The organism is Campylobacter sp. RM16704 (genome assembly GCF_000816245.1).
GTDB lineage: Bacteria > Campylobacterota > Campylobacteria > Campylobacterales > Campylobacteraceae > Campylobacter_D.
The window spans coordinates 738,413-759,980 of the sequence record NZ_CP007769.1 but is presented as its reverse complement, the minus strand read 5'-3'; the positions used below and the strand labels follow the sequence as shown (position 1 = coordinate 759,980).

General features: G+C 27.8%; 24 protein-coding genes and 1 other RNA gene. 8 read left to right on the top strand and 17 right to left on the bottom strand.

Annotated elements, in window-relative coordinates:
• Positions 1-5 precede the first annotated feature (5 nt).
• The 7 genes from rplI (at position 6) to rnpB (ending at position 5,033) form a co-directional block, all read left to right on the top strand.
• Positions 6-449 (top strand): 50S ribosomal protein L9, encoded by a 444-nt coding sequence (gene rplI / locus CAQ16704_RS03925; protein WP_039666967.1) that lies wholly within the window; start codon positions 6-8, stop codon positions 447-449.
• Positions 449-991 carry an ATP-dependent protease subunit HslV gene (gene hslV, locus CAQ16704_RS03920; protein ID WP_039666966.1) on the top strand — a complete coding sequence of 181 codons (543 nt, stop codon included), beginning with the start codon at positions 449-451 and terminating at the stop codon, positions 989-991. The genes rplI and hslV overlap by 1 nt, the downstream gene beginning before the upstream one ends.
• On the top strand, positions 988-2,307 hold the full coding sequence (gene hslU / locus CAQ16704_RS03915; protein ID WP_039666965.1) for an ATP-dependent protease ATPase subunit HslU: 1,320 nt from the start codon (positions 988-990) through the stop codon (positions 2,305-2,307). Before hslV ends, hslU begins: the two co-directional genes overlap by 4 nt.
• The gene (gene era, locus CAQ16704_RS03910) at positions 2,304-3,176 is read left to right on the top strand and encodes a GTPase Era (RefSeq protein ID WP_039666964.1); all 873 of its coding nucleotides are present in this window, start codon (positions 2,304-2,306) and stop codon (positions 3,174-3,176) included. The genes hslU and era overlap by 4 nt, the downstream gene beginning before the upstream one ends.
• Positions 3,139-4,170, top strand: a complete 1,032-nt coding sequence (locus tag CAQ16704_RS03905; RefSeq protein WP_148308474.1) for a hypothetical protein — start codon at positions 3,139-3,141, stop codon at positions 4,168-4,170. Before era ends, CAQ16704_RS03905 begins: the two co-directional genes overlap by 38 nt.
• A complete protein-coding gene (locus CAQ16704_RS03900) occupies positions 4,133-4,681 on the top strand; it encodes a hypothetical protein (protein WP_039666962.1) in 549 nt (182 codons plus the stop codon). Before CAQ16704_RS03905 ends, CAQ16704_RS03900 begins: the two co-directional genes overlap by 38 nt.
• Positions 4,682-4,707: 26 nt before the next feature.
• Positions 4,708-5,033: RNase P RNA component class A (gene rnpB / locus CAQ16704_RS08055), an RNA gene on the top strand.
• Here the strand turns inward: rnpB and CAQ16704_RS03895 are convergent.
• The 17 genes from CAQ16704_RS03895 to CAQ16704_RS03815 form a co-directional block, all read right to left on the bottom strand.
• Positions 5,028-5,243, bottom strand: coding sequence for a hypothetical protein (locus CAQ16704_RS03895; protein WP_039666961.1), 216 nt, complete (start codon positions 5,241-5,243; stop codon positions 5,028-5,030). The genes rnpB and CAQ16704_RS03895 overlap by 6 nt on opposite strands.
• Positions 5,240-5,611: a flagellar export chaperone FliS gene (gene fliS, locus CAQ16704_RS03890; RefSeq protein ID WP_039666960.1), complete on the bottom strand. Its 372-nt coding sequence runs from the start codon at positions 5,609-5,611 to the stop codon at positions 5,240-5,242. The genes CAQ16704_RS03895 and fliS overlap by 4 nt, the downstream gene beginning before the upstream one ends.
• Before the next feature lie 18 nt (positions 5,612-5,629).
• Positions 5,630-7,921, bottom strand: a complete 2,292-nt coding sequence (gene fliD / locus CAQ16704_RS03885; RefSeq protein ID WP_039666959.1) for a flagellar filament capping protein FliD — start codon at positions 7,919-7,921, stop codon at positions 5,630-5,632.
• Positions 7,922-7,923: 2 nt separating this feature from the next.
• Positions 7,924-8,271, bottom strand: a complete 348-nt coding sequence (locus CAQ16704_RS03880; protein ID WP_039666958.1) for a flagellar protein FlaG — start codon at positions 8,269-8,271, stop codon at positions 7,924-7,926.
• Between the two features lie 119 nt (positions 8,272-8,390).
• The gene (locus CAQ16704_RS03875) at positions 8,391-10,184 is read right to left on the bottom strand and encodes a menaquinone biosynthesis decarboxylase (protein WP_039666957.1); all 1,794 of its coding nucleotides are present in this window, start codon (positions 10,182-10,184) and stop codon (positions 8,391-8,393) included.
• A complete protein-coding gene (hemC, locus tag CAQ16704_RS03870) occupies positions 10,185-11,111 on the bottom strand; it encodes a hydroxymethylbilane synthase (RefSeq protein ID WP_039666956.1) in 927 nt (308 codons plus the stop codon).
• A complete protein-coding gene (locus tag CAQ16704_RS03865) occupies positions 11,102-11,497 on the bottom strand; it encodes an FxsA family protein (protein ID WP_039666955.1) in 396 nt (131 codons plus the stop codon). Before CAQ16704_RS03865 ends, hemC begins: the two co-directional genes overlap by 10 nt.
• Positions 11,494-13,194 carry a proline--tRNA ligase gene (locus CAQ16704_RS03860; protein ID WP_148308473.1) on the bottom strand — a complete coding sequence of 567 codons (1,701 nt, stop codon included), beginning with the start codon at positions 13,192-13,194 and terminating at the stop codon, positions 11,494-11,496. The genes CAQ16704_RS03865 and CAQ16704_RS03860 overlap by 4 nt, the downstream gene beginning before the upstream one ends.
• Positions 13,181-14,488 carry a glutamyl-tRNA reductase gene (gene hemA, locus CAQ16704_RS03855; RefSeq protein ID WP_039666953.1) on the bottom strand — a complete coding sequence of 436 codons (1,308 nt, stop codon included), beginning with the start codon at positions 14,486-14,488 and terminating at the stop codon, positions 13,181-13,183. Before hemA ends, CAQ16704_RS03860 begins: the two co-directional genes overlap by 14 nt.
• Positions 14,488-15,381, bottom strand: a complete 894-nt coding sequence (locus CAQ16704_RS03850; RefSeq protein ID WP_039666952.1) for a polyprenyl synthetase family protein — start codon at positions 15,379-15,381, stop codon at positions 14,488-14,490. The genes hemA and CAQ16704_RS03850 overlap by 1 nt, the downstream gene beginning before the upstream one ends.
• Before the next feature lie 46 nt (positions 15,382-15,427).
• Positions 15,428-15,862, bottom strand: coding sequence for a hypothetical protein (locus CAQ16704_RS03845; protein WP_052244993.1), 435 nt, complete (start codon positions 15,860-15,862; stop codon positions 15,428-15,430).
• A gap of 2 nt (positions 15,863-15,864) precedes the next feature.
• The gene (locus CAQ16704_RS03840; protein ID WP_039666951.1) at positions 15,865-16,128 is read right to left on the bottom strand and encodes a DUF2018 family protein; all 264 of its coding nucleotides are present in this window, start codon (positions 16,126-16,128) and stop codon (positions 15,865-15,867) included.
• A gap of 3 nt (positions 16,129-16,131) precedes the next feature.
• Entirely contained in the window at positions 16,132-16,758 is a 627-nt protein-coding gene (locus CAQ16704_RS03835; RefSeq protein ID WP_039666950.1) for an HAD family hydrolase, read from the bottom strand.
• Positions 16,755-17,087, bottom strand: a complete 333-nt coding sequence (locus tag CAQ16704_RS03830; RefSeq protein ID WP_039666949.1) for a hypothetical protein — start codon at positions 17,085-17,087, stop codon at positions 16,755-16,757. The genes CAQ16704_RS03835 and CAQ16704_RS03830 overlap by 4 nt, the downstream gene beginning before the upstream one ends.
• A complete protein-coding gene (locus CAQ16704_RS03825; RefSeq protein ID WP_039666948.1) occupies positions 17,084-18,709 on the bottom strand; it encodes a glutathione-regulated potassium-efflux system protein KefB in 1,626 nt (541 codons plus the stop codon). The genes CAQ16704_RS03830 and CAQ16704_RS03825 overlap by 4 nt, the downstream gene beginning before the upstream one ends.
• Positions 18,710-18,735: 26 nt before the next feature.
• A complete protein-coding gene (locus CAQ16704_RS03820; RefSeq protein WP_039666947.1) occupies positions 18,736-19,110 on the bottom strand; it encodes a heat shock protein transcriptional repressor HspR in 375 nt (124 codons plus the stop codon).
• 2 nt (positions 19,111-19,112) lie between these two features.
• Complete coding sequence (locus tag CAQ16704_RS03815) at positions 19,113-19,991, bottom strand: co-chaperone-curved DNA binding protein A (protein WP_039666946.1); 879 nt, start codon at positions 19,989-19,991, stop codon at positions 19,113-19,115.
• Positions 19,992-20,141: 150 nt separating this feature from the next.
• Here CAQ16704_RS03815 and CAQ16704_RS03810 point away from each other — a divergent pair, with 150 nt between their 5' ends.
• Entirely contained in the window at positions 20,142-21,563 is a 1,422-nt protein-coding gene (locus CAQ16704_RS03810) for a DegQ family serine endoprotease (protein WP_039666945.1), read from the top strand.
• Positions 21,564-21,568 lie beyond the last annotated feature (5 nt).

Genomic DNA, 21,568 nt, shown 5'->3' with positions numbered 1-21,568 from the left:
AAACAATGAAAGTATTGTTAATTAAAGATGTTAAAAGTTTAGGAAAAGCAGGAGAAGTAAAAGAGGTTAAAGATGGCTATGGGCAAAATTTTTTAATTACTAAAGGTTTTGCAAAAGTTGCCACACATGAAGTATTAAAACAATATGAAGCAGAACAAAAGAAAAAAGCAGAAAATTTGAGATTTGAACTTGCAAATTTAGAAAAACTAAAAGAAGAATTATCCAAAATCACTATTTGTATAACTAAACCTGTTGGAGCTAATGGGAGTTTGTTTGGTGGAGTTACTAAAGATGAAATAGCACATGCACTAAAAGATCAAAAAAATATAGAACTTGATAAAAAAAGTCTAGAATGCGATACTATTAAAGAGCTTGGCATGCATGAAATTTCAGCTAAATTAGGTCATGCAATTCATGCTGTATTTAAGCTAGAAGTTAAAGGAGAATAATGTTTCACGCAACTACAATTTTAGCTTATAAAGGCAAAAATAAGTCTGTAATTGGTGGAGATGGTCAAGTAAGTTTTGGCAATACTGTTTTAAAAAACAATGCGGTTAAAATAAGAAAACTAAATAATGGAAAAGTATTAGCGGGTTTTGCTGGAAGCACCGCTGATGCTTTTAATCTTTTTGATATGTTTGAAAATTTACTTTCTAGTTCTAAGGGTGATTTACTAAAAGCTGCTATTGATTTTTCAAAAGAGTGGAGAAAAGATAAATATTTAAGAAAATTAGAAGCTATGATGCTTGTGCTTGATAGAAATCATATATTTTTACTTTCTGGAACTGGAGATGTAGTTGAACCTGAAGATGGTGCTATAGCTGCTATTGGTAGTGGTGGAAATTATGCACTTTCTGCTGCAAGAGCTTTAGCTAAACACTCTAGTTTGGATGAAGAAGAATTAGTTAAAGAAAGCTTGCAAATAGCTGGTGAGATTTGCATTTATACTAATACAAATATTAAAACTTATGTAATTGAGGATGATAAATGAATTTAACCCCAAAAGAAATTGTAAAATTTTTAGATGATTATGTAATTGGACAAAAAAATGCCAAAAAAATCATAGCAATTGCTTTAAGAAATCGTTATAGAAGAATACAACTTTCTCCTGAACTTCAAGATGATATCATGCCTAAAAATATTTTAATGATAGGCTCAACTGGTGTTGGTAAAACTGAAATTGCAAGGAGACTTGCTAAATTAATGGGACTTCCTTTTGTAAAAGTTGAAGCAAGTAAATATACTGAAGTTGGTTTTGTTGGGCGTGATGTAGAAAGTATGGTTAGAGATTTAGCTAACGCTGCTTTAAATTTAGTCAAGAATGAAGAAAAAGAAAAAAATGAAGAAAAAATCAATGAATTCATAGAAAATAAAATTTTAGAAAAACTTTTACCACCTTTACCAAAAGGAATTAGTGAAGAAAAACAAGAAGAATATCAAAATTCTTTAGAAAAAATGCGCGTGAAATTAAAAGCTGGTGATTTAGATGATAGCATGATAGAAGTTGAAATTTCACAAAGTGTATTTGATACTAATCCAAATTTACCACCTGAAATGGGTGCTATGCAAGACATAGTAAAAGTCATTGGTGTAGGAAATAAAAAAATTAAAAAAGAAATGAAAGTTAAAGATGCGAGAATAGCCCTAGCACAAGAAGCTAGTGAAAAAATTCTTGATATGGAAAGCATTAAAGGTGAGGCTTTAAGAAGGGCGGAAAATGAAGGGATTATTTTTATTGATGAGATAGATAAAGTGGCAGTTTCAGGTTCAAATTCAAACCGCCAAGATCCAAGTAAAGAAGGGGTGCAAAGAGATTTGCTTCCTATAGTTGAAGGTAGTACTATACAAACTAAATTTGGACCTTTAAAAACCGATCATATTTTATTTATCGCTGCAGGTGCTTTTCATCTAAGTAAGCCAAGTGATTTAATCCCTGAACTTCAAGGGCGTTTTCCTTTAAGAGTTGAGCTTGATTCGCTAGATGAAGATGCTTTATATGCTATTTTAACAAGACCAAAAAATTCATTACTAACACAGTATATTGAGCTTTTAAAAACTGAAAATGTTGAACTTGTTTTTGAAGATGAGGCTATTAGAGAGATTGCAAAAATAGCAAGCAAAGCTAATCAAGAAATGCAAGACATTGGTGCTAGACGCTTACATACAGTAGTGGAAAAATTACTAGAAGATATAAGCTTTGAAGCAGATGAATATGCTGGAAAAATTTATAAGATAGATGATTTTAAAGTTCAAGTTAAACTTGGAGATATTATAGAAAATAAAGACTTAGCTAGGTATATTTTGTGAAAAGTGGCTTTATAAGCATAGTAGGTAGAACTAATGCAGGAAAAAGTTCTATCCTAAATTCTTTATTGGAAGAAAAAGTAGCTATGGTTTCACATAAACAAAATGCTACAAGAAGAAAGATCAATGCCATCGTAATGCATGAAAACCATCAACTCATATTTATAGATACTCCTGGATTGCATACAAGTTCTAAAGCTATGAATCAGCTTATGATAGATTTGGCGATTAAAAGCATTGCAGATTGTGATGTAATTTTATTTGTAGCTAGTATTTATGATGATATTAATGATTATGAAAATTTTTTAAGTTTAAATCCTAAAGTCCCACATATTGTATTGATTAATAAGGTTGATTTAGTAAAAAAAGAAGTTTTGCTTAAGAAATTAAGTGAATATTCTCGGTTTAGCTCATATTTTAGTGCTATTATCCCCTATTCTGCTAAGCAAAAATTTTATAAAAAAATTCTCTTAGATGAGATGATTAAGTATTTACCTAATCATCCTTATTATTTTGATCCTGAGTTTATTACTACTACAAATGAAAAGGATATTTATAGAGATTTTATCTTAGAATCTATATATGAAAATTTAAGTGATGAAATTCCTTATAGCACTGAAGTAAAAATAGAAAAAATCGAAGAACTAGAGCAAATTTATTATATTAACGCTATCATCATTACAGATAGTAATTCTCACAAAGGAATGATACTAGGTAAAGATGGAGCTACAATTAAGCGTATAGGTAAAGAAGCTAGAATAAAAATAGAAAAATTAGCACAAAAAAAGGTAATGCTAAAATTATTTGTTCAACTTGAAAAAAATTGGCACAAAAATGAACAAAATCTTAAAAAAAATCTTTATGATGAGTAAAAAAAATATCAAAAAAGATTTTCTAGCTTATGAAAAACTTTTATATATAAAATTTGCAAATCCCATCAGTGAAGATGAAATTCTAAAAAAAAGTTTTGAAGAGCTTGGTCTTAAAGATGATTTTTCTTATAAGTTAGCTTATTTTTACAACAAACACCAAACATATGTTTTTTTAACTAAATATGAAAATATTTTAGATTATAATGATTATAATACTTTAATTCCAGAACCTCTACTTTTTGAGGCTTATTTTAATCAAGATATAGATAAAAATCTAATTTTGATTTTTAAAGATAAGTATATAGTTTTAATAGAATATTTAGGACAACAATTTCTAAATTGTAAAACTTTACCTATTAACATTTACAACATAAACTATGAACAAAAAATAAAAAGTGATTATAGAAATATTATAAGTATAAATGATGTCAAAAATATAAGTTCTTTTAAAAAAATTGATAGTGAAAAATTATATTATGACTTACTAAATTCAAATACAGACTTTAGTATTAATTTTGCATCTAAAGAAAAAAAGTTATTTTATAAATCATTAAGTTTTAAAATTATATGTAGTTTCGTTTTTGGTATTTTATTGGCTTTAATTTACCCTTTATATTTACATATACATAATCTTACAATAGAAAAAAAAATCGAAAATTACGAAAAAGTATTAATTGAAGAAAAAAATACACTAGAATATTCTATACAAAAACAAAATATTATTGATATTCAAAACAAAAATAAAGAAAAAAATCAACTTTTGTATGAATTTTATAAAAATACACTTTGTTATAAAGACTTTTATAATTTTATTAAGGTTTTAAATGTTCATAAAAGCACAATAGAAAGTCTATATTTTAAAGAAAATATTTTCAATATAGAGCTTACTAGGGATTATAATTTTTATAATGATTTTAAAAAATATGGTTTTATATTAAAAAATAAAGAAATAAATAATGAGAAAATTAATTTATATTTTGAAAAAAATATTTGATTTTTCAGAAGAAATTCTATCAAATTTAACATCTAGAGAATATAAATTGGCTTTGATTTTAAGTTTTATTTTTGGTTTTTTTATGGTTTATTATAGTACTTTTAGTTTTTTTGAAAATAAAGAGATATTTTTAAATAATAAACTACATTCTTTACAAACACAAATAAAAACATATAATAATCTTCCATCTTATCAATATGAAAATAATAATTCATTAGAATTTGACTTTAATAGCTTCAAAGAAATAAATCAAGATTATCAAGACTTATTAAATCATATAGAAAAAAAATTAGCATCAATAAAAGCAAAATCAATTCAAATTCAAACACAACACTACAAGGATAAATATTTTACTTATTATGAATTAAATTTAAATTTTATTGGAGATTTTCAATCACTAATGATTTTGCTTCAAGAACTTAATAAAAATATTATGGTAAATAAAATGAAGCTTGAAAAAAATGAAAATAAATTAAAAATCTCACTTAATTTAATTTTTACCCTAGCATAAATATTTTTTTTTGGATAAAATTATCTTAAACATGGTAAGTGATCGCTTCTTTTAGAAGAGGAAAGTCCGAGCTGCAATAAGACAAAGATTCCATCTAATGGATGGCTAGGGAAACCTAAGGGAAAGTGCAACAGAAAGAAAACTACCATATGTTTTATATGGAAAAGGTGAAACGGTAGAGTAAGAGCCTACCAGTAGCTTTGGTAACAAAGTTAGCTATGTAAACCCAATCTGCAGCAAGAAGGGATGGTTTTAGTCTTATATATAACCCTTCGCTTGAACTTGTTTGTAAAAACAAGTCTAGATAAATGATCACTCTTGACAGAACTCGGCTTATCGCCATGTTTTACTTCATATAAGCAGAAGCTTTCTTAAGTTTTTGCAAATTGATTGCAATTTCATCTTGTTTTTTTTTCATAAGAACGATTGCTTCATTTGTAAGTGCTAAAGCCTCATTAGGGCAATCTTTAAAATCAGATCTTTCAATAAGTTTAGTTATTGCTTCTACATCTTCAGTATAAACAGCTAATTTAAATTCATCTATCCATTTTTTTTCACTCATTTTTGGTGGACTTCCCTCCAAGCTTCTAATAAACCTTTTACAACATTGATTACTTCATCAACTCTAGCTTCGTTATTTTCTATATTTGCCAAAGAAAGAAGCTGTAATTCTCTAGTATATAATCCACTTAAATAATGTGCAACTTCACCACCTTTTTCATAATCAAGACAATTTATAAGCTCAATAAAAATAGCACTTGCTCTTTTTACATAATACACTCTCTCTTCTATATTGCCATTTTGTATAGCTACTTTAATTCTACTTCCAAAGCGTAAAATACCACCATATAGCATTTCTATGAGCTTTTCTTGAGATTCTACACCTACTTGGTTTTGTGAATATGCATTATAAACTGCATTGTTTAACATCTAAAAATTCCTTTCCTTTTAAGAATTTTGATTATTAGCTGCATTAATCATATTAGCAATAACGCTTGCTTGATTATTTAATTTAGCAATTATACTATCATAAGCAGCCCAAGTTGACCACATTGTGTCATATTTTACATTAATTGACTTTTTGGTATTTTCTATGGTGTCATTTAAATTTTTTGATTCCTTATTTAAAGAAGATTTATAACCACCAAAAGAACCTTCAGAGCTCATCATTTCTCTCATATTATTTTTTAATATCCCAAAAGTCCCTGTTTCTTCTCTCCAATTTGAGTATACAGTTTTAGGAGTTAAGCCAAAATTATTTTTCAAGAAATTTTCATCTCCTTGAATTTCCAGATCACTTCCAGAAGTACCTTTAATTTTTAGTTGAATACTTTCACTAGGTGTTCCTTGATTAATAATTTCATAACTAGCTTCTAACCCTTCTATACCAAAACTATTGATATGATTAACTAAATTTTGTGCCCTCTCTGTATTTGTAGATCCAGTTAGAACAAAATCATCTCCATTTTTAGTTTTACTTAAATCAATAGTCTGATCGTTGTATATTATTTTAAAATTCTTGCCACTAAAACTTAAATTATCACTTCCAAAACTAGTAACTTTTTCTCCTGCTAAATTAATGTCTTCAAAACCATTACTACCCACAAAAAATCTTTCTGCCATCTCAGGATCTTCGTTAAATTTTGTATTAAATTTAGCTGAATCAAAAGTCATAGTTCCATTTGAAATAGTCAAACCATAATCAGCCAAAGATAAACTAACTTTAGATGAAATTTTAGTTCCTTCTGAAGTTTCACTATCTCCAACTATAATTGTTCCATCTACTGTAATAGTTTTAAGTAAAATATTATTGATTTCTGATTTTATATTATAAATAGAACTTACACCTACAAAATTTCCTTTTGTGCCAGCTTCTGGATCATATTTTGTAGCTGCAGTGATGTTTAACATTAAATCATTATAAGCAGTTGCTAAATTTTCCAATGATTTAGAAATAGCTTCTGTATCTTGCGTAACATTAAAACTAATCTCACCTTTTTGCTTAAGCTCTAAAGTAACATCAGGAGCTATATCTTTTATAATGTTGGTTGGTCTAGTCATTTTAACACCGTCAACACTAAAAATAGCATCTAAACCTTTTTGTATATGATTTTCATTATTTGATTCAACATTATAACCTTGTGGAATACTAGTATCTAATGTGATTCCAAATTTAGAACTTAATAAGTTAGTTGCTTTTGGATCTCTTATGTAGTTTGCTTTATCAATATTGCCATTTTCATCTACCGCATAACCACCATCAAAAATTCCAAGCTCAGCACCATTAGTTGTTTTAAATGAAGGTTGGTTTGTAGAAGGATCAAACTCAAGTTTAACCTTACCATTTGTTTTTGAATTGATTGCATTTTTCAAATCATCATAAGTTGTAGTATCATCAATATCTATTGTGTACTTATCATAGCTATCACCATTTTTAACCACAAAAGTTAAAGAAGTTTTTTCACCTGTATTTAAAAGCCTATCAGAAGTATTTGTAACATTTACATTACCTTTAATTTGTGTTTTATCTGAATTTCCACTCTCTCTAAAACCAAACAATCCACCAGCACTAACACTATTTTTATCAAGTTTCCAACCCATACCTTCTAAAAGGTCTTCATCACCTGAAAAAGAAATATTATTTTGTGTTCCTGTATCTTTACTTTGTATTACTAAACGATAAGGATTTTCCCTATCTCCAGTATTGACTATTTTAGCTTCTACTTTACCACCTGTTGCTGTATTTATTTTTTCTGCAAGTTGGGTAACAGTAGTACTTTGATCTAAATCTATTTTATATTCTTTTCCATCTTGAGTAATTGTAAAAGATTTAGTACCACTTAAGCCTAATTTTTGCAATACAGAGGAAGTTTTATCCGTAAAACCATTGCTTTGATAAACATCTTTTTGTGCAAGCTGGTCAACTATTACTTTCATACTAGTAATACCGGATAAAGAGCCTACTGTTAAACTTGCAGCGGCACTATCACCACTAACACTAGGAGAAACTTTTTTTTGATTAAATTGCGTTGCATCACCAAGACTATTTACAGCAGTTTGAAAAGCAAGAAGTTTAGCTTCAAGTTCTGCTAAATCTTTTTGTCTTAAACCATTAGTTTCAAGCTGCGAATTATAAAATTTTAAATTCGCATTCATCTCTGCTTCTTTAAGTTTATTTAATGTATCACTTGTTAAAACTCCTGAGCCTATACCTAAGCTTCCTAAACTACCTACCGCCATATTCAACTCTCCTTATCAAAAATAGTTCCAATAACACCTTTAAAATGCTCTATTAGTTTCATAACTTCTTCACTAGGAATTTTACGTATGAGTTTACCAGTATCTTTTTCTGTTACATTTACATACATTTCGTTGATCTTATCATTAAATGCAAAACGCACATTTGTTCCTAATGTTTCCATTTGCATATTAAGTTTTTCAGTTGCGTTTTTTAATTTTTCATTTAAATTTTCCTCTTGTTCATTTAAATTAACTTGTTGTTTATTTTCAAGAGAAACCTTCTCAATATTCTTTATATTATTAAAATGAGTTAAGTTATTATTATCTCTGTGAATATTATTTATGTCCATTTTAAACTCCTTTTTAAAAGACTTTTAAACACACTATCGACACAATTTAAAAAAACTTAATATTTTTATTTTAAATATTTGATTTTTATAAGCAAAAAATGTTCTCAAAAAGTTAAAAATTAAAAAATTTCAAACTTTTTGAATAATTTTTCATCATTTGTAAGTAAATTTCTTGCAATAAGTCTATCTATAACTTCTTTAGAACAATTTGTCATTAAAGGCCATTCTTTATGATAATCTTCTAATAATCCTTTATTTGTCGCATCAATTGCAAGGCAGTCTTTTTTGATAAATATATCTCTTTTTGCATCGATATTATTTACCACACGCCAAATTAACATATAAGGATTTTCCAAAATAGCATCTGTATCTAAGAAAACTAAAATTCTAAAATGTTTTTTATAAGCTTGTAGTTTTTCAAAAATTTGAGTAATTTTTTCTTTTTTATTAATTAAAATTACGCAAATTGGAGCAAAAGTTTGAGTATAAAATTGCTTTAAATTTAAAATACTTTGTTCTTTTTCTTTGAAAAGCGAAAATAAAGCCTCATCGCTTAGAATTTCAAGTTCGACTTTTTTCTCATCTCCACACGCATCAAGCCCTGCTTTACCACCATAACAATAAGTACTTGAAGCATGATCGAGTTGATCACATATTCCTTCGCTAATAAGCAATTTTTTTTCATCAAAGCGGTTGAGTACATAAGGTATGAGTTTGTTATAATCTTGCAAACAAGGTGCGTTTTCATCAACAAAAATAGCATGTTTTACAAAACTCATTTGCCCTGCACCCCAAAAAGTATGCATTACTTGTTTTGCATGAGCTGGGTATTTTGCTTCTATTTTAGCTAAGATTAAATTATGAAAAACCCCATTTTCAGGCATACTATAATCTAACAAATCAGGAGCATTAGTTTGAAGTAAAGGTAAAAAAACTCTTTCTGTACCAAGCCCCATGTATTTATCTTCTAAAGGTGGCTTTCCTACGACTGTAGCTTGATAAATCGCATTTTTTTTAGCAAAGATTTTCTCTACTTTTAAGATAGGACAAAGTTCAACTGGAGTGTAAAAACCCGTATGATCTCCAAAAGGACCCTCTGGTGCGAATTCATTTGGATTTACAAAGCCCTCAATTACAAAATCACTATCATAAGGCACATAAAGATGATTGCTTTTGCATTTTGCTAAGATAGCAGGTTTTTTCTTGATAAAACCATAAAGTAAAAGTTCAAAAATTCCTTTTGGTAAAGGTGCTTGAGCACACCAAATATATAAAGGATCTCCACCTATGGCAATACTTACTGGCATTTTTTGATTTGCTTTTTTATACTCATGGAAAAAATGGCTTGCATCTTTATGAATTTGCCAATGCATAAGTAAGGTTTTTTCATCAATTACTTGCAAACGATACATACCAAGATTATTTTGCTTACCATCTAAACTTTGAGTATAAACTTGCCCCATAGTAATAAAAGGTGCGACATCTTTTTCCCAAGTTTTTAAAATAGGCATTTCATATAAAGAATTTAAACTTTTATAGCCAAATTCTCCATCTTTTTTAATGCGTTTTGGTGGAATATTTTTTAAATCAAGCAAGGTTTTGAAAAAATTTAATTTTGCTCCAAAGCTTTGTGGTATATGCATTTTAAGTAAAGAACTAATTTCTTTAGCTACATCCTCATAATCTCTTCCAAATGCCAAATTTAAAGCCTTTTCATTGCAAAAAGTATTTAAAAGTACAGGATAATCATATTTTTTACCATTTTTTACCGCATTAGTAAAAAGCAAGGCTTTAGAGTCTTCTTTTTTAACTTCTATATAAGCTAAATGTGCCATTTCAAGATCAACATCAACAGGTTCATTGATGATTTTTAATAAATTATTTTTTTCTAAAAGATCTATGAATTTTTGCATTTATATCATACTCTCTGCTTCTTTTAAAATTTCTTTTGCACCTTTTGCTATCATTTGATTAGCTAAAAACTCGCCTGCATTTATGTAATCTTGCTTATCAATCACTCTTTTTTCTTTTAAAATTTTACTTGCATCAGGCAAGCCTACTATGGCACGAATTTCTATTTTTTCATCAATGATTTTTGCGTTAATACCTATAGGTACTTGACAACCACCTTCTAAAGTTTTAATAAAATCTCTTTCTATGCTTGTCTCTATAAAAGCATTTTCATCGTTTAAGCATTCTAAATATTTTAAAATTTGATTATTATTTATACTTTCTATACCTAAAGCACCTTGAGAAGCAGCTGGTATCATTTCATCAAGTTCAAAAGCTTTAATATATTTTATTTCTTTATCTAAGCCTAAGCGTTTAATACCAGCTAGAGCTAAAATGATAGCATCAAATTCTTTAGCTTTTAATTTTTCCAAACGCGAATTAATGTTACCTCTTAACGAAATAATATTCAAATCAGGTCTTAATATTAAAAGTTGCATTTTTCTTCTAAGACTTGTGGTACCAACCCTTGCTCCCTTTGGAAGGGCATTTAAGCTTTCATAATATTCACTTAAAAAAGCATCATTTACCACTTCTCTTTTTGAAATAGCAGCCAAAACCAAACCTTTTGGAAAAAAACTAGGTACATCTTTTAAGCTATGCACAGCTAAATGCGAATTACCTCTTAACATACTTTCTTCAAGCTCTTTTGTGAAAAGTCCTTTTCCACCTATTTTAGCTAAAGGTGAATCAAGTAAAACATCGCCTTTAGTTTTAAAACCCTCTAATGAAATTTCTAATCCAGAATGTGTTTGTAATAGTTTATTTTTTATATGTTCACTTTGCCATAATGCAAGTTGGCTTTTTCTTGTTGCGATAATTAATTGCATTTTTTATGCTCCTGTATGATTTCTACATCTATAATTTCTTCATTATTTGTTTGATGATAATATTTTCTTTTTTGTTTTGTAAAAAGTTTTAGTGCCATCATAAAAAATAAAAGTAAAATCCCTAAAAGTGTACTTAAAATTCCTGGTATTAAGAGTAAAATCCCTACTATAGTTAAAGAAAATAATTTAATCATACCAAATAAATTAGTATTGGTATTTTGCATAGTAATAAGATTTGTCCATGTTTTAGCTAAAAAAACAGCACCTAAGAACATACTTGCAAAAACTATCATAAAAAAATTTAAAAAACCAAAAAAGGCTATAAATAAAATACTAACAATTAATTCTAAAATCAAAAATGCACTTATATTTACTCTTGCTATCATAGAATTTTCTCTAAGTGTGAAATTACTTCTTGGGTTTTTAAAACTTGTTTTTCTAAGGTATTTCTATGAATTAACTCTACTTCATTATTTTCCAAACCCTTACCTATAACTAAAGCATAAGGAAAGCCCATAAGTTCAAAATCATTTATTTTAATTCCAAAACGCTCATTTCTATCATCAAATAAAACCTCTTTATCTTTAAAATGAGTATAAATTTGCTCAGCAAACTCCATAGCTTTTGGATCTTTTATATTAGAAACAATAATATCTAAAACAAAAGGAGCTAGAGTTTTATTCCAAATACAACCTTTTTCATCATGACTTGCTTCTATAGCAACAGCTACCAAACGGCTCACGCCCATACCATAGCAACCCATAGTGAAAAATTGAGTTTTGCCATTTTCATCTAAATAACTTGCATTCATTGCTTTTGAGTATTTGTTTCCAAGTTTGAAAATATGCCCTACTTCTATTCCTTTGCTTTGTTTAAGCTTGTGCTGACATTTTGGACAAAGATCACCCTCTTTAACCGCACATAAATCTTTAAAGCGTTCTTTATTTAAATTTACTACATTGATTCCAACTAAATGATAATCTTTTTTATTAGATCCAATAATCATATTTGTTTCATTTTCAAGCTCATAATCTATGTAAAAATCCACATTATTTAATCCTACAAAGCCGATAAATCCTGATATTAAACCTACTTTTTCTAATTCTTCCTCGCTTGCATCGACTAACTCTAATGCATTTGCTGCATTTAATGCTTTAACTTCTTGTAATTCATCATCGCCACGCACAAAAAATACCACAATTTTTTCTTCATTTTCATAAATAGCTTTTTTAGCAATAGCTTTAATAGTATAATAAGGATTGATTTTAAAAAAATCTGCTAATTCATCAATAGTTTTTATATTTGGGGTATAAAATTGTGTTGCAAAATCAGCTTCCGGTCTTTCATCTTTACAAATTTTTTTAGCTCTTTTTGCTGCTTCAATATTTGCAGCATAATCACAATGCTCACATAGTAATATATCATCTTCACCATTTTTAGCCAAAACCATAAATTCTTTTGAACCACTACCACCAATAGCCCCACTATCAGCTTCAACAGCCCTAAATTCAAATCCTAATCTTTTAAGAATTTTGCTATAAGTTTTATACATTAAATTAAATTCTCTATCTAAATCCTCTTCATTTACATGAAAACTATAACCATCTTTCATTACAAATTCTCTACATCTTAAAAGCCCAAATCTAGGTCTAGCTTCATCTCTAAATTTAAGTCCTATTTGATATAAATGCAATGGTAATTGCTTATAGGAAGTAATTTTATTTCTTATCAAAGCCACCATAGCTTCTTCATGCGTTGGCCCTAAAACAAAATCATTTTCTTTTCTGTCTTTAAAACGCAAAAGTTCCTTGCCAAAAATATTAAACCTCCCGCTTTCTTTCCAAAGTTCAGCTGGAGTATTAAAGCTTAGATTTACTTCTAAAGCCCCTGCTTGATCCATTTCTTCTTTAATAATATTTTTGATTTTATCTAAAACACGTTTTCCTAAAGGCAAAAAATTATACAATCCACTACCAATTTGCTCAACAAAAGCACCTTTAACTAAAAAAACATGACTTGGTAATGTGGCATCTTTTGGATTTTCTTTTGTACTTATGGCATAAAATTTACTAAATTTCATGATTATTCTCCAAATTAAATTCGCACTTATAAAGGTTTAAACCTTCCATATTTTCATTTTTTAAATCAAATACATAACGCATAGCATTTACAACAGAATCATTTTGCATAGTTCCACTTAATTTTTTTAAATTTACACTAGGATGATGTAAAAATGCATTCATCACTTGTTTTATAAGTTTTCTAGCTTCTTCGTGGTTTGAGTGTTTTAAATAACCTTTTTCAATAGCCTTTTGTAGCTGCTCTTTAGCAATTTTATCAGCTTGCAAACGTAATTGTTTGACCAAAGGTAAAGTTGCTAATTTACTTAAATGCTGAAAAAAATCGTTTGTCATAGTCCCTACTATTGAATAAGCAATTTGAGCTTGATGCTCTCTTAGTGTTAAATTTTTTCTTACCACTTCTTCTAAGTCATCTACTGCATAAACAATATTTTTTTCATTTGCTTTTATATCAATATCTCTAGGAACTGCTATATCAAAAAAATATCTTTTATATTCTTTTTCTTCCAATAAATCATTTGTTATGATGGCATGTGGGGCATTAGTAGCACTAAAAAATACCTCATATTTATTTAACGTATCTTTTAAGCATGCTACGCTTTCATAACTCACATTTTCACCCAATCCTTCGCAAAGTTTCTTTGCGTTTTGTATATCCCTATTTAAAATTAAAACTTTAGCTTTTGCATTTAAAAGATGTTTACAGGCTAACTCGCTCATTTCTCCCGCACCAACAACCACAACAAGTTTATTTTCTAAATTTAAAAGCTCTTTGGCTTTTGCAACTGCCACAGAAGCAACTGAAATAGGGTTTTTGGAAATATCAGTTTGATTTCTAACTTTAGCTGCACATTTAAAAGCATAATGTATTGCACGAGTAATATGAACTCCACATTTTTGCTCTTGTAAAGAAAATTTATAAGCATCTTTTAATTGTCCAGCTATCTGAGTTTCACCTATAACTAAACTATCTAAAGAACTTGCTACAGAAAAAAGATGGTGAATTGCTCCACTATCTTCATAAAAATCAGCTTTGGTACTTAATTCAGTTTTATCAACCCCACAAAGTATGCAAAGAGTATTTATAATATGTTCATTAATCTTATCAAGTTCTCCAGTAAAAAGAAAAATTTCTACTCTATTACATGTGCTAAGTATTAAACTTTCTAAAATTTTATTATTAGAATGAATGAGTTTTAGTAATTCTCGTTTTTTATCTTCATTGGAAAAAGAAAGTTTTTCCCTAGTAGCAATATCTGTATTTTTATGTGTGAAGCTAATACAATAATAATGCATTAAAACTCCCTTTCTATCATGCTTTTGACAATATCTTCTAAGTCTTCCATTTTATACTTTAAAATAGCATTTAAGGCTTCATTTGTATAAATATTTAAATCCATATTAATTTGTTCAAAAATTTTATATTCTTCCATTTTGCTTTTAATCCAATTAATTTCATTTATATTCAGTTCTTTTTTGTGATAATTTTTTAGTTTTTCTTTTTCTTGAATATTTAATTTTTCATATAAATATATATAAGCAAGTGTAGTTTTACCTTCTTTAAAATCATTCATAGCAGGTTTACCTAAAGTTTGTTCATCACTTTTTATATCTAAGAGATCATCTACTATTTGAAAAGCTAAACCTAAATTTTTACCATAATTTGCAAAATCATCTTCGTTTAAATTTGCAAGTATAGCTCCACATTTTGCACTTGCTTCAATCAAAACTGCGGTTTTATTATATATCATTTTTAAATAAGCATTTTTATCAGTATTAAAAGTCGTACTTAAATTTACATCCATTAATTCACCTACAGAAAGCATTACTACTGCATTTGAAATAATTTTTGCTAATTTTAAATCTATCAAAGAAAGCTCATAAAATGCTTTTGAATATAAAATATCTCCCAACATAATAGCATTTTTTGCACCAAATTCGGCATTGATAGATTGTGCCCCTCTTCTTAATTTTGCTTCATCAATCACATCATCGTGTAATAAGCTTGCAGCATGAATTAACTCTATAATGGCACAAATTTTATAGCTAATATCACTTTTACCTGCTATTTTTAATAGCAGTTTTGAGCGTAGCTTTTTACCACCTTGAAGTTTTGAACTCATTGTTAAAATAGGTTTATAATTTAATTCAGATAAAAATTCATGCATATACTGATCAATTTTTTGCACTATGCTTTCCTTGTTTTCTTATAATTATATTTTATTAAATTTTACTTTAGTTTTGGTTAAGAGTAGCTTTTCTAGGGTCTAAAAATTCTACTTCTAATCTTTTATCTCTATCTTCTATATAAACGGTAAAAATAGCTTCACCTTTTTTAAAATCACTAAATTCAAGTATTAATCTTGCTCTATCTATATGAGGATTTTTATAGTTAGGTACTAAAGTTTGATCTACCCAATTTAAATTTCTTCTTAAAGACATAACAAATTGCCTAGGATATTTTTTATATCTTGAATGAACGATGATATTAGTTTGATCGAATAAAGTCCATGAAAAGTCAAAATAATAAATCTCATCAGGATAGTCAATTTCTTTTATTTTTACACTTGCTTTTTCATCTTTACTTAAGGTAAATTTATAAGTATAATCAAAAAATACTTCGGCCTTTAAAAAATTAAATATCAAAAATAAAAATAAAAATAAACGCAAAACTAACCCTCATGTCCTAGAATTTCAGCACTTAAGCCTATATAAAAATCATTTTTTCTATCATCTATCAAGAGCGAATTTTCCATTTGAAATTGTGCTACATCGGTTTCATTCAAATTATTTTTTTCTAAAAGCTCTATCATAGTAATATGATCAGCTAGTAATTTTTCCATTACGTTTTCTAATGCACTTAAATTTGCATATTTTATTGTTTCAATAAATTTTTCTTTAGGGCTTTTTGAAAACATTTCATCAAAAATATCCATATTTTAACCTTTTATGTAAGTTTGAATTTTTTCTATTAAAGTAGTTTTATCATTAGCTTCATCTAAATCTTTGATTTCTTTATGCCAAGAAACATGTATATAATCCATCTTAGCATTTTTAGCACAAAGTCTATCTTTTAAACTGTCACCTATAAAAATACTTTTTTCATATTTTGCTTCATCTGTGATTAATCTTAACATCATAGGATCAGGCTTAGCCTCTATACCATAACTAACACCTAGTATTTTATCAAAATACGAAAGAATGTTTTGTTTTTTTAAAATAGGCACTAAGCTTTCTTGAGGTGCATTAGTCGCTATAGCTAGATAACAATTATTTTTTTTACAAAATTTCAAAACATCAAGCACACCATCAAAAAGCATTACACTTTGATCATAATGCTTAATAAAATACTTCTCATAACCTTCTTTAAAACTAGTATGTGAATAAGTATCAACACCATAAAAAATTTTAGCATAGTTTTGTCCTGGAGTATTTATAGTATTTAAAATAAAATCTCTTTTTAAAGGCTCTAAATTTAAATCAGCTCTTATTTCATTTACTGCACATACAATAGCATTGGCACTATCTATTAAAGTTCCATCCATATCAAAAATTATATTTATCAATATTCATCCTTAAAATTAATTTGGCGCATATTTTTTTTATAGCTTTGTTTATTTTTTAATTTATATAAAGCATTAGCCCTTAATATTAATGTTTTTTGATCTAACCTTTCATCTAAGCACTCATTAACAAAATTTTCTAGGGCTTTAGTATAAGTAGAATCTAAAAAAACAGCTTGCAATTTTTCAAAAATTTTAGCATTTTTTTGCATTCTTTCCCTAAAAAGCATTATATTAAAATCTTCTCTTTTTAAAGCATTTACAGCAGAATTTGCAAATTTTTCCAAAGCTCTTATATATTTCACTCTTAAAAATTTTTCTTCATTTTTCATTCTGCTGCACTCGTGTTAATTCTACATTGTAAAGCCTCTTGAACTAAATTTCTAGCTATAGAAGCCTCTGCATCTATAATATGTAAATATTTATCAGTATGTGGAAAAATAATTTTAGCCCCTGTTCCACTTATCTTTAAAACTGTCTGTATAGGTTTTTTTAAATTTGAAAGAATTTGATAAAGCATATCAAGTTTAGCTTCATTATTTATGGTAATAATGGCAACTGAACATTCCTCTATATTAGCTATTTTTAAAGTTTCTACTTGTGCAACATTTGCAAAAAATACATTTTCATTTCTACTACGACCAAGTTCAACCAAATTTAAATCACTCTCCAAGACTAAATATGGAATTCCAGTCTTTTTAATTTTTTGAACCACCTCTTGTCCTAATCTTGCATAGCCAAAGATGATAAAATGATCTTTCATTTTTTGATCACAAAGATAAAATTTTGCCATTTCATTTTGCTCACCTTCGGCAGCATTTGCTATCTTTCTAAGATTATTTAAAATAAAAGGTGTAGCAACCATAGTTATAATAGAAACAATGATAAAAATTTGTGCTGTTTTTTCATCTAAAAGTGAATTTACTTGCATAAGTGAAAATACAGCTAAAGCAAATTCTCCAATTTGAGAAATACTTAAAGCGGTCTTTAAAGCTACTCTTTTTCTTGTATAAAGATTTAAAAGACCATAAATAACTACGAATTTTACAATCAAAATTAAACCCACAAATACAAAAATCAAAAACCAATTTTCAAATACTATATGAAAGTCAATTTGCAGACCAACACTTATAAAGAAAAAACCTAAAAGTAGATCTCTAAAAGGAATTAAATCTGCTTCAATTTTGTGTTTATATTTAGTTTCAGCAATCAAAGCTCCAGCAATAAAAGCTCCAAGGGAATAAGAAAAACCAAAAGTATGTGCTAAAAAACTTGCACCAATAACAGTAAAAAGTATAGTTGCTATAAAAATTTCATTAGCATTAGTTTTAACGATAAATTTTAAAATATAAGTAAAAAGATATTTTCCTATAAAATAAAGCAAAACAAGTAAAATAATAGCACTAATTATAGTGGTAAATAAAAGTTTAGAAATATCTGCATTTTGCGAACTAAAAATATCAATCATTAATAACAATGGTATTACAGCTATATCTTGAAAAAGTAGAATTCCTAAGGCTTTTCTACCATATTCTTCGTTAATATCTCCACTATCATTTAAAATTTTTAATACAATAGCAGTAGAAGATAAAGCTAGGGCAAAACCTGCTATCATGGCAATATGACTTGCTACACCCAAAATATAAGTAACCAATAAAGTACAAACCAAACCGCATGTTAGCATTTGTAGACTTCCATTTAAAAATACTTCTTTTTTCATAGCTAAAAGATGTTTAAATGAAAACTCAAGTCCAATGGTAAACATCAAAAAAACTATGCCAAATTCAGCCACATGTATGATTATTTCATTTGTTCCAAAACCATAAAATTCACGTACAAATAATCCTGTAGCTATATAGCCTATAATTGTTGGAATTCCAAATTTCTTTAATATTACATTTAAGACTACAGCAAAAGCCACCGCTATTAAAAAAATATTTAAAAAAGCATCCACTCACCAACCTTTTTATATAAAAAATATTATTTAATTTTTTCCAAAAAAATCAAATCAAAATTACTTCTATGTTTTATTACTGCTCTTGATTTAGAGGGATTATCTCTTCTATCAAGTTCTAGTCTTAATTCTTCTATGGTATTTTCAAACTCATCTATTTTGGTTTTAAGTTTCAAAATTACATCAACACCTGCTAAATTTACTCCAAGATCTCTAGTTAAACGTAAAATCATTTTAATCCTATCTATATCTTTTTGAGAATAAAGTCTCATCTTACCATCAGTTCTACTAGGTTCTACCAAACCTTCTTTTTCGTATTGTCTTAGAGTTTGTGGATGGATACTTAAAACTTTAGCTACTACACTTATTAAATATACTGGCTCATCATAACTATGTTCCATTTTTACTCCTTTGGTAATTTCTCTTCTAAAATTTTTACAAAATCAGCTTCTAAGGTATTTATATCGGGAAGTTTGACATTTAAAATTAAATACAAATCTCCATATAAATCTGTTTTTCTATTTTGAACTCCATAACCTTTAAGTCTAATCTTTTGGTTATTTTTTGAATTTGGTGGTATGGTAATTTTTACTTCTTTTCTCGGAGTTTTTACACTAATTTTATTTCCAAAAAGTGCTGTTTTTAGGCTAATTTCTATTTTTTTATACAAATCATCATCTTCTCTTTTGTATTCTTGACTTTTTTCAAGCTCAACTTTTAAAATTAAATCACCTCTTTGACCTTGAAAACTTTTTCCTTTACCTCTTATGCGTAATTTTTCACCATCTTTAATACCATGAGGAATTTTAATTTTAACCTGTTCATTGCTAATATTTATTAGATGTTCACCACCCAAAATTCCTTTTTCAAAAGGAATTTTTACGCTAGCTTGCAAATCTAAATCTTCTTCAAAACCTCCAAATCCTCCAAAACCACTACTAAAATTATTACTAGAGCTAAAACCTCTACCAAATCCTCCAAAACCACCATTAAAAATATTATTTAAAATATCGTTTATATCAGCTCCACCTGCATTTCTTGAAAAATCATGAAAGCTTTGCCCGCCAAACATAGAATCTCCATATCTATCATATTGAGCTCTTTTTTTCTCATCACTTAAAATCTCATAAGCTGCATTAATTTCTTTAAATTTTTCTTCAGCGCCACTTTCTTTGTTGATATCAGGGTGATATCGTCTTGCTAATTTTCTATAAGCTTTTTTTATCTCATCTGCGCTAGCATTTTGTGAAACGCCTAATGTTTCATATAAACTATTACTCATTAATTATCCCTTTTTTTACATGATTATATCATAAACTTTAGTCTTAGTCAATCAACTTTTATAAGTTTTAAAACTAAAGGTTTTTATTTACAATTGTGTAAAAATAAAATTTTATACTTGTGTAAAAATATTTTATAAAAGGAAATAATAATGAAAAAATCAATAATTCTATCTTTAATGGCAGCTTCTAGTCTTTTTAGTGCTAATATTAACTTTAAGCAAGCTGAAGATAATATTCAAAGATCTTTGCCAACAAATAATCCAAACACTATACTTTCTTATCATGATTCTATACAAAAAGTTAAAAATTCAGTTGTAAATATCTCAACAACTAAAACAGTGAGAAACAATTCTTTTGGGATTGATGATTTTTTTAATGATCCTTATTTTAAACAATTCTTTGGGTTTGATTTTCCTCAAATTCCTAAAAATAAAAAAAATAAAGAAAAAGAAGTAGTTAGTTCTCTTGGCTCTGGAGTAATTATTTCAAATGATGGTTACATCATCACAAACAATCATGTTATAGAAGGAGCAGAAAAAATAACCGTAAATTTACCTGATTCTAGTACTGAATATAAAGCAAAATTAATTGGAGCTGATCCCAAAACAGATTTAGCTGTGATTAAAATTGAAGCTAAAAATTTGCCTGCTATAACTTTTGCAGATTCTGATAAATTATTAGAAGGTGATGTTGTTTTTGCATTAGGTAATCCTTTTGGCGTTGGAAGTAGTGTAACAAGCGGAATAATCTCAGCATTAAATAAAAATAATATAGGTTTAAATCAATACGAAAATTTTATTCAAACAGATGCTTCTATTAATCCTGGAAATTCTGGTGGAGCTTTAGTAGATAGCAGAGGAGCCTTGGTTGGGATAAATTCAGCTATACTTTCAAGAAGTGGAGGAAATAACGGCATAGGATTTGCAATCCCTTCAAATATGGCTAAATCTATTGCACAAAAACTAATCGAGTATGGCAAGATCGAAAGAGGATATTTAGGCGTAGTTATAGGAGCTTTAACTCAAGATATTAAAAAAGCTTATACAAATCAAGAAGGAGCTTTAATTACAGAAGTTCAAAAAGATTCAGCAGCTTATAATGCAGGATTAAAAAGAGGTGATTTAATTATAAAAGCAGATAAAACCACTATTAAAAATCCTATGGATTTAAAAAATTATATAGGAAGTATCGATCCAAAACAAACTATTGAATTAACTTACGAAAGAGATAATAAAATAAAAACAGTCAAATTTATGTTAAAAACTGATGAAAAAACATTACAATATGAAAAAGGTTATATTGATGGTTTAAAATTAGTAGAATTAAATTCTAAAAATAAACAGCAATACCGCATACCTGAAAATATTAGTGGTATTTTAATCACCGAAGTTACTCCAAAATCAAAAGCTGAAAAAATAGGTTTTGAACAAGGAGATATTATCGTAGGGGTAGATCAATATGAAGTATCTGATTTTAAAGAGTTAAATAAAGCATTAGAATTGAATAAAGGCAAAGAATATGTTAAAATTTGGATTAATAGAGGTGGTTTTGTAAAAGCATTACTTTTTTAAGAAAG